Annotated in this window: 9 protein-coding genes; 5 read left to right on the top strand and 4 right to left on the bottom strand. The window is 70.7% G+C overall.

All coding sequences use genetic code 11. The features are described from left to right. Positions 1–36: 36 nt before the first annotated feature. Both ACFXPK_RS28990 and ACFXPK_RS28985 read right to left on the bottom strand, forming a co-directional pair. Positions 37–792 carry an anti-sigma factor domain-containing protein gene (locus ACFXPK_RS28990; RefSeq protein ID WP_385007778.1) on the bottom strand — a complete coding sequence of 252 codons (756 nt, stop codon included), beginning with the start codon at positions 790–792 and terminating at the stop codon, positions 37–39. Then, positions 789–1,373, bottom strand: a complete 585-nt coding sequence (locus ACFXPK_RS28985; RefSeq protein ID WP_385007776.1) for a sigma-70 family RNA polymerase sigma factor — start codon at positions 1,371–1,373, stop codon at positions 789–791. The genes ACFXPK_RS28990 and ACFXPK_RS28985 overlap by 4 nt, the downstream gene beginning before the upstream one ends. A 229-nt stretch (positions 1,374–1,602) precedes the next feature. Here ACFXPK_RS28985 and ACFXPK_RS28980 point away from each other — a divergent pair, with 229 nt between their 5' ends. The 3 genes from ACFXPK_RS28980 to ACFXPK_RS28970 all read left to right on the top strand — a co-directional run bounded on the left by ACFXPK_RS28980 (position 1,603) and on the right by ACFXPK_RS28970 (position 4,331). After that, positions 1,603–2,322, top strand: coding sequence for a PadR family transcriptional regulator (locus tag ACFXPK_RS28980; protein WP_385080034.1), 720 nt, complete (start codon positions 1,603–1,605; stop codon positions 2,320–2,322). Between the two features lie 210 nt (positions 2,323–2,532). After that, positions 2,533–3,555: an ABC transporter ATP-binding protein gene (locus tag ACFXPK_RS28975; protein WP_385080028.1), complete on the top strand. Its 1,023-nt coding sequence runs from the start codon at positions 2,533–2,535 to the stop codon at positions 3,553–3,555. Further along, entirely contained in the window at positions 3,552–4,331 is a 780-nt protein-coding gene (locus ACFXPK_RS28970) for an ABC transporter permease (RefSeq protein WP_385080026.1), read from the top strand. The genes ACFXPK_RS28975 and ACFXPK_RS28970 overlap by 4 nt, the downstream gene beginning before the upstream one ends. A gap of 109 nt (positions 4,332–4,440) precedes the next feature. Here ACFXPK_RS28970 and ACFXPK_RS28965 read toward each other — a convergent pair whose 3' ends face one another. Beyond that, a complete protein-coding gene (locus tag ACFXPK_RS28965; RefSeq protein ID WP_385080025.1) occupies positions 4,441–5,289 on the bottom strand; it encodes a siderophore-interacting protein in 849 nt (282 codons plus the stop codon). Positions 5,290–5,341: 52 nt separating this feature from the next. Beyond that, positions 5,342–6,247: a 5'-3' exonuclease H3TH domain-containing protein gene (locus ACFXPK_RS28960; RefSeq protein WP_385080032.1), complete on the bottom strand. Its 906-nt coding sequence runs from the start codon at positions 6,245–6,247 to the stop codon at positions 5,342–5,344. A 294-nt stretch (positions 6,248–6,541) separates the two neighbouring features. Here ACFXPK_RS28960 and ACFXPK_RS28955 point away from each other — a divergent pair, with 294 nt between their 5' ends. Continuing rightward, a complete protein-coding gene (locus ACFXPK_RS28955) occupies positions 6,542–7,705 on the top strand; it encodes a glycine betaine/L-proline ABC transporter ATP-binding protein (RefSeq protein WP_385080023.1) in 1,164 nt (387 codons plus the stop codon). Then, complete coding sequence (locus ACFXPK_RS28950; protein WP_385080021.1) at positions 7,698–10,322, top strand: ABC transporter permease/substrate binding protein; 2,625 nt, start codon at positions 7,698–7,700, stop codon at positions 10,320–10,322. Before ACFXPK_RS28955 ends, ACFXPK_RS28950 begins: the two co-directional genes overlap by 8 nt. Positions 10,323–10,465 lie beyond the last annotated feature (143 nt).

Genomic DNA, 10,465 nt, shown 5'->3' with positions numbered 1-10,465 from the left:
ACCCCGAGGGGTGCCGGGCCCACGGCGCCGTGGCGCTCACGCGGTCGGGAAGTTCATCAGCGCCAGCGGTGCGGAGGTGGGCTGCTCGGAGCCGCCCGCCGGTTCCACCGTGATGCCCATGCCCGACGCCCCGCCCAGCGGTCCGTCCATCAGAACGGAGGTGGAGCCGGTCGTCGGATCCAGCAGCCCGGCGGCCCGCATCGTGCCCCCGTCGTCGTACCAGAGTTCATAGACCTTGCCGCTGGGCGGTTTCGGCATCCCGGACGCGACGAACGCGGCCCGGTCCTGGGAGCGGGAGACGATCACGCTGCCCGTCGCGCCGTTCGTCAGACCGCCCGTGGCGACCCGGGCGTCCGGGGCGGCGAGCACCGCGGCCAGCTCCTCGGAGTGGCGCTGCGCCGCCTGTGCCTCCTGGCGGGCGTCCCGCGCCTCCTGGTTCTGCCAGACCGCGACCCCGCCGAGCCCGGCCACGGCGGCCAGACACGCGGCCAGGGCGAACCGGGAGAGCGCGCGTCCCCGGCCGGTCCCCCCGGACCTGGCCTGATGCGGGGTCACCTTCGGCGGGTCCTGGCGCTCGGTCGCGATCCGCCGGAGCACCTGTTCCTTGAGCGCGGGCGGCGGGGTCACGGCCACGGCCCGGCCCAGCCGGGCGGCCGTCGCCGAGAGTTCCCGTACCTCGACGGAGCACGCGCGGCACGCCTCCAGATGGCGTTCGAACTCGGCGCGCTCCTGCGGGGCCAGGGCGTGCAGCGCGTACGCGCCGGTCAGCGTGTGGAGATCCGCGGTGGTCATGCGTTCACCCCCAGGCAGTCGCGCAGCCGGATGAGTCCGTCGCGCAATCGGGTCTTGACCGTGCCCAGCGGCACCGAGAGCAGCTCGGCGACTTCCCGGTAGGCCAGGCCCTGGTAGTACGCCAGTGTGACGGACTGGCGCTGGAGTTCGGTGAGAGTCCGCAGACAGCGGCGCACCTGTTCGCGTTCGAGACTGGCCTCCACCTGCTCGGTGACCTCGTCGAAGGCGGGCGTACGGTCGAGCAGGGCGGCCCGGTGCTCCCGGTCCGTGGACGCCTGCGCCGAGCGCACCCGGTCCACCGCGCGCCGGTGGGCCAGGGTCAGCACCCAGGTCATGGCGCTGCCCCGGGAAGGCCGGAAGCGGGTGGCGGTCCGCCACACCTCCAGCAGGACCTCCTGCGCCACCTCCTCCGACTGGGCCGGATCGCGCAGCACGCTGCGCACCAGGCCCAGCACGGGGCCGCAGACCTGGTCGTACACCCGGGAGAACGCCTCCTGGTCGCCCCTGGCCACCTGACCCAGCAATTCCTGAAGATCGGGCCCCGCCGAAGCGGGGCCGCCGATGTGTACGGCTTCTTTCACGCGGCTCTCCTCCAGGGTGCGCACATACGTTCAAGCTTCCATTCGTGCTGGGCGATGAGTGGTCCGAACAGACTCCCGCATGATTCGGAGCCGGGGTGCCGCCGGATTGGTCCGTCCCCCCCCCCAGAGGTTCGAGCTATGTCGCGTTTTCGATTGACCGGGTGGGTGACTCGCGATATGTTCGCCCACGAGTATTCGTACACGTGTGATCGTATCCGGGACGGTGACCATGGCGGCCGAGCGGCGCAAGCTCTCCAATCCGCTGGCGCTCGCGGTGATGGCGCTGCTCTCGGAGCGTCCCATGCATCCGTACGAGATCGCGCAGACGCTGCGGCAGCGCGGCAAGCAGCACAGCGTCAAGATCAATTTCGGCTCGCTCTACACCGTCGTCCAGAACCTGGAGAAGCACGGATTCGTGGAGGTGGCCGACGTCCAGCGGCAGGGCAACAGGCCCGAGCGCACGCTGTACGGGCTGACCCCGGCCGGACACCAGGAGATGCTGGAGTGGCTGGCGGATCTGGTGGCCGTTCCGGCCCGTGAGTTCCCCCTGTTCGAGACGGCCCTGTCGCTGATCGGCGTCCTGTCGCCGGACGAGGTGGTCTCGCTCCTGGAGGAGCGGGTGGCCGCGCTCGACGTCCACGCGGCGGCGCTGCACGGGGTGCTGACGAAGTTGCGGGGGCAACTGCCCCGGCTCTTCGTCGTGGAGACGGAGTACCAGCTCCACATGGTCGAGGCCCAGGCCCAGTGGGTCCGCGGACTGCTGCGCGAGGTCGCCGACGGGACGCTCACCGGCGTCGACGCGTGGCGCGCCCTGCGCGAGACGGGGGAGATCCCGGAGGAGTGGCGGCTGCTGGACGGAGCCGGGACCGACCCCGACGGTCCTGACGCCGCCCCCGGGCAGGAGGCGCCGTCGGACGGTGCGAAGGGGAGGCGCGTCAGGAAGCCCTGAAGCGGAAGAGAACCGGAACGACCCCGGCGGTGGCTGTTGCAGCAGCTCCCGCCAGGGTCTCGAACCCCGGACCGGACCGCCGTGGAGGCGACCGGGCGATCGAGGTGCCGCACACCCAGGATAGCCCGCAGCTCCACGCGTGGATCGGCTCGGACACCCGAGGACCCCCGGCGTACCCGGGGGACCCGACCACCACAGGAGAGTTCTGTCATGAGCAGCGGTGTCACCCCTGCCCGCGCGCCCGCGGTACGGGCGCACGATCTGGTCAAGACCTATCCCGGCGGAACCACCGCCCTGAACGGGATGGGCATTACCGTCGAGCCCGGTACGGTGCTCGGCCTGCTCGGCCCCAACGGCGCCGGCAAGTCCACCACCGTCAAGATCCTCACCACTCTCGCCCGTCCCGACAGCGGCTCGGCCACCGTCGCCGGCCACGATGTGCTGCGCCACCCGGACCGGGTGCGCCGCGCGATCGGGGTCGTCGCCCAGAAGTCCGGCGCCGACCCCGTGGCCACCGGCCGCGAGAACCTGGTGCTCCAGGGCCGGCTGTACGGCCTCAGGGGTACGGAGCTGACGCGCCGCGTCGACGGACTGCTGGAGCGGTTCGCCCTGGCCGACGCGGCGAAGCGGCCGGTCAGGGGGTACTCGGGCGGCATGCTGCGACGGCTCGACGTGGCGCTCGGGCTGGTCCACCGGCCCGAGGTGCTCTTTCTGGACGAGCCGACGACCGGGCTCGACCCCGAGGCCCGTACCGCCATGTGGGAGGAGATCGGCCGGCTCGCCGGAAACGAGGGCCTGACCATCCTGCTCACCACGCACTACCTGGAGGAGGCCGACCGGCTCGCCGAGCGCATCGCGATCGTCGACCGGGGCCGGGTCGTCGTGGAGGGCACCCCCGACCGGCTCAAGGGCGAGCTGCGCGGCGACGCCGTCCATCTCGAACTGCGCGACGCCGGCGACCGGGTGGCCCTCACCGCCGCCCTCACCGCGCTGCCCGGGGTGCACGACACGGCCGTCGAGGGCCGCCGGGTCAGCGTCCGCGCCGACGACGGCGCCGCCGCCGTCCCCGTACTGCTCGCCGCACTGGAGCGCGCCGGGGCGGCCGTGGCCGCCGCGACGGTGGCCAGGCCCTCCCTGGACGACGTCTATCTGCGGTACGCGGGACGCCGGTTCGCGGAGGCCGAGGCCGCCTCGGGCACGCCCCTCCTGACCGCCGCCGGAGGTACCCGATGAGCACCGCCGTCCTCACCCAGACCTGGTACATGACACAGCGTCAGCTCGTCGCGGTCCTGCGCCAGCCGGTCTTCCTGCTGATCTCCCTGATCCAGCCGGTGATCTGGCTGTTCCTCTTCGGCAACCTCTTCAGGAAGGTCGTCGAACTCGGCGGCTTCGGGACCACGTCGTACCTCGACTACCTGGTCCCCGGCATCGTGGTGATGAGCGCGCTCGGCTCCAGCATGTGGGCCGGGATGGGGACGCTGGAGGAGATCGAACGCGGCACCCTCAACCGCTTCCTGACCACGCCGGTCAGCCGCAGCGCCCTGATGAACGCCAACGTCGTGCAGAACGGCATCAGTACGGCCGTCCAGTCCGTGATCATCGTGCTGCTGGGGCTGATCGGCGGGGCCGGCTACCCGGGCGGCTTCGGCGGGCTGCTGATCCTGATCGTCGCGTCGGTCCTGCTGGGCACGGTCTTCGGGGCGCTCTCCAACGCCCTCGGGATGCTGGTGCGCGAGCGCGAGTCGATCATCGGCATCAACACTTTCCTGCTGCTGCCGCTGACGTTCCTCTCCTCGGCGTTCATGGCCCCGGCGCAGATGCCGTCCTGGATGGCGCGGATCGCGGACTTCAACCCGGTCAACTGGGCGATGGTGGCCGGACGTTCGGCGATGGCGGCCGACCCCGACTGGGGCGAGGTCCTGAGCCGGGGCGGCGCCCTGCTGGTGCTGGCCGTCGCGGCGGTCCGGCTCTCGACCCGCACCTTCCGCTCGTACCAGAAGTCCGTCTAGCGCGGACACACCTTCGGACCGGCGGGAGGTACGGGGAGGGCCACGGGCCCCGGTAGGGGCGAGCGGCCCGTACCGGGGCCCGTGGCCGAGCGGGCGCGGCGGTCGCCGGTCAGGCGGCGGGCCGCTGCTCCTGCTCCTGCTCCACCTGCTCGTTCCACTCGCGCTTGACGGCGCGCCACGCCTCGTCGGTCTTGCCGAGCCGCCAGTAGCCGGAGATCGACAGCCGCTCGCGCGGTACGTTCCGCTCCAGCCGGAGATGGCGGCGCAGCTCCTTCACGAACCCCGCCTCGCCGTGGACGAACGCCAGCACGTCACCGGGCGGGAAGTTCAGCGCGCGCACGGCGGCCGTCAGCGCCTCGCCCACCGGGCGGGAGCCGCGGTGCAGCCAGGTGATCGCGACCCCGTCCGGCGTCGCGATCTTCTGCTCCTCCTCGGGCCCCGAGATCTCCACGAACGCGTGCACCACGGCACCGGCGGGCACCCGCTCCAGCGAGGCGGCGATCGCGGGCAGCGCGCTCTCGTCACCGACCAGCAGATGCCAGTCGGCGGCCGGGTCCGGCACGTAGAGCCCGCCGGGCCCCAGCAGCCGTACCGTCTCGCCCGGCTTCGCCCGCGCGGCCCACGGACCGGCCAGTCCCTCGTCGCCGTGGACCACGAAGTCGATGGTCAGCTCAAGGGCCGCGGGGTCCCAGGCGCGCACGGTGTACGTACGGTTCGCGGGCCACTGCTCGCGGGGGAACTCCGCCCGGATCCGGTCCATGTCGAACGGCTCCGGGTAGGTGACGCCCTCCGGGGCGAAGAGGACCTTGACGTAGTGGTCCGTGAACTCCCCGGCCCGCACCGCGGCCAGTCCCTCGCCGCCCAGGACCACCCGCACCATGTGCGGTGTGATCCACTCGGTGCGCAGGACCTGTCCCTCATGGACCTTCGGTGCTTGGCGGGCGGGCTGTTCTGCCACGGCGGTCTCCCTCGACTCCACGACGCTTAGGCTTACCTAAGTAAGCTAACACTCACCGTGGAAGTGTGGCGAGCAGGCGCTGCATCGCCCCGCCCAGCCCCCACCGCGTGGCCAGCGCGTCGACCATGGCCGGATCGCGCGGTCCCGCGGGCAGCGCCGGGTCGAACACGGGCAGCGGGACGTCCCCGGCGACCCGCACCACCGTGGGCGCCACCGCCACGTACTCCCGGGCGCCGTCCAGCCGCTTGCGCTGCGAGGGGGTGAGCCGCGAGGCCGGGTCGTCGACCGCCGCCATGATCCCGGCGAGGTCGCCGTAGGCGTCCAGCAGCTTGGCCGCGGTCTTCTCGCCGATCCCCGGCACCCCGGGCAGCCCGTCGCTCGGGTCACCGCGCAGCAGCGCCAGATCGACGTACCCGGCGCCGTCCACCCCGTACTTCTCGCGCAGCGCCGCCTCGTCCACGAGGTGAAGGGTCCCCACGCCCTTGACGGGATACAGCACCCGGACGCCCCGGGCGTCGTCCACGAGCTGGAAGAGGTCGCGGTCGCCCGTGACGATGTCGACCGGGCCCGTGGCGCGGCCGGCGAGCGTGCCGATCACGTCGTCCGCCTCGTACCCCGTGACGCCGACGCGCGCGATGCCCAGCGCGTCGAGGACCGCCTCGATCACCGGGACCTGCGGGGCCAGGGTGTCCGGCGTCTCCTCCTCGTCGGGCCCTTCCGGACGCTCCTGCGCGACCCGGTGCGCCTTGTACGAGGGGATCAGCTCCACCCGCCAGGCGGGGCGCCAGTCGGCGTCCATGCACGCGACCAGGTCGTCGGGGTGGTGGTCCTGGACCAGCCGGGCGATGAAGTCGAGCAGGCCGCGCACCGCGTTGACCGGCGTGCCGTCCGGGGCCCGTACGGAGTCGGGTACCCCGAAGTAGGCGCGGAAGTAGAGGGAGGCGGTGTCGAGGAGCATCAGGCGTCGAGTCACATCCCCGATGATGCCCTGTGCCACCGACAGCGCCGGCCGACGCCGTTCCGTGACCGGGCGAGGGGGCGTGAAAGGGGGTTTTGCGCCGTTCCACTGGTGATCTCATGTGACCTGTGTCACTTAATTGTTTGCCTTGTGTAAGGACGGGCAGGCGCGCTCCCGGAGCCAGCCAAGGACGGATTTCACGCATCGTCCCCGGTGGACGGACCGAATCCGTCCGCTCCACGGCCCGCCCGCGGGGGTGACGGGCCGTTTTTCCGTTCAACCCGTGAGGTGTATGTGACCAGGCTGCAAGCCGATCACCTGTACAAGGTCTTCGGCAGACGACCGGACGAAGCCGTGACGAAGCTCAAGAACGGTACGGACCGTGAAGAGCTCCGCGCCGACGGTACGACCGCAGCGGTGATCGACGCCTCGTTCTCGGTCGAGCCCGGCCAGATCTTCGTGGTGATGGGTCTCTCGGGATCCGGCAAGTCCACGCTGCTGCGCATGCTCAACGGACTCCTGGAGCCCACCTCGGGCCAGGTGCTCTTCGACGGTCAGGACCTGACCGCCCTGCCCCCGGCGGAGCTGCGTCACGTCCGTTCCACCAAGATCAGCATGGTCTTCCAGCACTTCGCGCTCTTCCCGCACCGCAGCGTGCTGGAGAACGCCGGATACGGGCTGGAGGTGCAGGGCGTGCCGCGCGCGGAGCGCGAGAAGCGCGCCGCCGAGGCCCTGGAGATGACCGGTCTGGGCGGCTGGGAGAAGTCCTGGCCCGACGAGCTGTCGGGCGGCATGCAGCAGCGTGTCGGCCTGGCGCGCGCACTCGCCACCGACGCCGATCTGCTGCTGATGGACGAGTCCTTCAGCGCGCTCGACCCGCTGATCCGCCGCGACATGCAGGATCAGCTCCTCGAACTCCAGAAACGGCTCAAGAAGACCATCGTGTTCATCACCCACGACCTCAACGAGGCCATGCGCCTCGGTGACCGGATCGCGGTCATGCGCGACGGGGAGATCGTCCAGCTCGGCAGCGCCGAGGACATCCTCGTCACCCCGGCCAACGACTACGTCGCCTCCTTCACCCAGGACGTCGACCGCTCGCGGGTCCTCACCGCCGGCGCCATCATGGCCGACCCGGAGACCGCCTTCGGCACCGTCACGGACGGGGGCAAGGAGCTGCGTACCGCCCAGGACGTCCTGGCCGCCGCGCCCGCCACCGTCACCGAGTCCACCCCGATCATCGAGCTGTTCACGCCGTGCTCGACCAGCGGTGTGGCCGTCGCGGTCGTCGACGACGCGGGCGACCTCGTCGGGGTCGTCCCCCGCTCGCGGCTGCTCGCCGTCCTCGGCGAGCCGATGACGCCCGCCGACGGCCTCGCCCCGGTCCCCACGGACCAGGACGCCACGTCCGCGCCCGTCAAGGGCACCGGCACGGACAAGGCGGTCGCCAGTGCCTAGGCTGCCCCTCGGTGACTGGGTCGACAGCGCCGTCGACTTCCTCCAGAACCACCTCTCCTGGCTCTTCGACGCGATCGGCTGGGTGGTCTCCCACCTGTACGACGCCATCAACGCCGTGCTCTCCGCGCCGCAGCCGCTGCTCCTCGCGGGGATATTCGCGGTCCTCGCCTGGTGGATGCGGAGCCTCAGCGCCGGTCTCCTCGCCTTCGTCGGCTTCGCGCTCATCGACTCGATGGAGCTGTGGAGCGAGGCGATGGAGACGCTCTCGCTGGTGCTGGTCGCGACCATCGTGGTGCTGGCCATCGCGATGCCGCTCGGTATCTGGGCGGCGCGCTCCAAGACGGTCAGCTCGCTGATCCGGCCGGTGCTCGACCTGATGCAGACCATGCCCGCCATGGTCTATCTGATCCCCGGTGTCGTCTTCTTCGGCATCGGCGCGGTGCCCGGCATCATCGCCACCATCATCTTCGCCCTGCCGCCCGGTGTCCGGATGACCGAGCTGGGCATCCGGCAGGTCGACGAGGAGCTGGTCGAGGCCGCCGAGGCGTTCGGCACCACGCCCCGCAACACCCTGCTGCGGGTCCAGCTCCCGCTGGCCCTCCAGACGATCATGGCGGGCATCAACCAGGTCATCATGCTGGGCCTGTCCATGGTGGTCATCGCCGGCATGGTCGGCGGCGGCGGCCTCGGTGGCGCCGTCTACCGCGCGCTCGGCAACATCGATGTCGGCCTCGGCTTCGAGGCGGGCCTCTCCGTCGTGATCCTCGCGGTCTACCTGGACCGGATCACCGGCGCGCTCAGCCTCCAGGTCTCCCCGGTCGGCCGCCGCCTCCTCGCCAAGGCCAAGGAGGCGAGCGGCGGTCTGAAGATCTGGCAGCACCGTCCGCAGCCCGTCGTCGCGATCGCGGGCGTCCTCGTGCTGGCGCTCGTCGCGGGCGGTATCGGCCTCTTCGGCGGCTCCTCGTCGTCCACCTCGAACGAGGCGGGCAACGTCGGCCAGGGCAAGAAGATCAGCATGGGGTACATCCCGTGGGACGAGGGCATCGCCTCCACGTTCCTCTGGAAGGAGCTGCTGGAGCAGCGCGGCTTCGAGGTCGACGCACGGCAGTACGAGGCGGGATCGCTCTACACCGGGCAGGCCAACGGCCAGATCGACATCCAGACCGACTCCTGGCTGCCGGTCACCCACGCCTCCTACTGGGCCAAGTACAAGGACGACCTGGAGGACATGGGCGCCTGGTACGACAAGACCTCCCTGGAGCTGTCCGTCCCCTCGTACGTGAAGGGCGTCAACTCCCTGGCGGACCTCAAGGGCAAGAGCTCCACCTTCAAGGGCCGCATCATCGGCATCGAGCCCAGCGCCGGTGAGATGGGCCTCCTGAAGGACAAGGTCCTCAAGGCGTACGGCCTCGACAAGGAGTACAAGCTCGTCGACGGCTCCACCTCGGGCATGCTCGCCGAGCTGAAGCGCGCGTACGCCAAGAAGGAGCCCGTCGTCGTGGTGCTCTGGTCGCCGCACTGGGCGTACGACACCTACGACCTCACCAAGCTGGCCGACCCGAAGAAGGCGTTCGGCGCGGAGAGCGACGGCGTCCACACCCTGGCGCGCAAGGGCTTCTCCGAGGACAACCCGCAGGTCGGGTCCTGGCTGAAGAACTTCAAGATGGACGAGAAGCAGCTCACCAGCCTGGAGGCCGAGATCCAGAAGGCCGGCCAGGGCAAGGAGCAGGAAGCCGTACGGACCTGGCTCAAGGCCAATCCGGGCCTCGCCGAGAAGTGGACCCCGGTGGAGAAGGCGGGCGCGTCGGCCGCCAAAGGCGGAGAGACCGAGCGCGCCCTGAACGTCGCGTGGTTCCCCTGGGAGGAGGACATCGCCGCCACGTACCTGTGGAAGGCGGTCCTGGAGGAGCGCGGCTACAAGGTCAACCTGAAGCAGTTCGAACTCGGCCCGATGTACGAGGCGATGTCCCGGGGCCAGATCGACGTCCAGTTCGACGCGTGGCTGCCGAACGCGCAGAAACGCTACTGGGACAAGTACAAGAACGACCTCACCCAGCTCGGCTCCTGGTATGGGCCCACCACCCGTGAGGTCGCCGTCCCCTCGTACGTCAAGGGCGTCGAGTCCCTGGACGACCTGAAGGGCCGCGGCGACGAGTTCAAGGGCCGGATCGTCGGGATCGAGCCCGGCACCGAGCAGATGAACGTGCTCAAGGAGAAGGTGCTGCCCGGCTACGGCCTCGGCGACGAGTACAAGGTCGTCGACAGCTCGACGCCCGGCATGCTGGCCGAGCTGAAGCGCGCGTACGCCAAGAAGGAGCCGATCGCGGTCTCCCTGTGGAGCCCCCACTGGGCCTACAAGGAGTACGAGCTGACCAAGCTGGCCGACCCGAAGAAGGCGTTCGGCGACGGCGACCGGCTCACCACCGTCGCGCACAAGAGCTTCACCGGGAACTATCCGCAGCTCACGAAGTGGTTCAAGGACTTCAAGCTGAGCGAGGAGCAGCTCTCCGGCCTGGAGAACGAGATCCAGAAGGCCGGTACGGGCCACGAGGAGGAAGCCGTCAAGACCTGGATGGGTGACAATCCGGGTATGGCGGACAAGATGGCCCCGGTGTAGCCGGAAGTCATCACCGAGGTTGACCCGGAAGGGTGGGTGTCGCCGCGGGCCCGCCCCCCCCCACCCCCGGTAGCGAGGGAGGCCGGGCGCCCCCCCCCGGCCCGCACCGACGCACCAGGACCGCCCGCAGGTCCCTCTATGAC

The organism is Streptomyces sp. NPDC059142, assembly GCF_042755665.1.
Lineage (GTDB): Bacteria > Actinomycetota > Actinomycetes > Streptomycetales > Streptomycetaceae > Streptomyces.
Note: the sequence above shows the minus strand (reverse complement) of the source record. Positions and strands in the feature narration are given on the sequence as shown.

Excerpts from the sequence above, each read along its gene's own strand:
- ACFXPK_RS28990 (WP_385007778.1), bottom strand. The coding sequence starts at position 792 with ATGACCACCGCGGATCTCCACACGCTGACCGGCGCGTACGCGCTGCAC.
- ACFXPK_RS28980 (WP_385080034.1), top strand. The coding sequence starts at position 1,603 with ATGGCGGCCGAGCGGCGCAAGCTCTCCAATCCGCTGGCGCTCGCGGTG.
- ACFXPK_RS28975 (WP_385080028.1), top strand. The coding sequence starts at position 2,533 with ATGAGCAGCGGTGTCACCCCTGCCCGCGCGCCCGCGGTACGGGCGCAC.
- ACFXPK_RS28970 (WP_385080026.1), top strand. The coding sequence starts at position 3,552 with ATGAGCACCGCCGTCCTCACCCAGACCTGGTACATGACACAGCGTCAG.
- ACFXPK_RS28960 (WP_385080032.1), bottom strand. The coding sequence starts at position 6,247 with ATGCTCCTCGACACCGCCTCCCTCTACTTCCGCGCCTACTTCGGGGTA.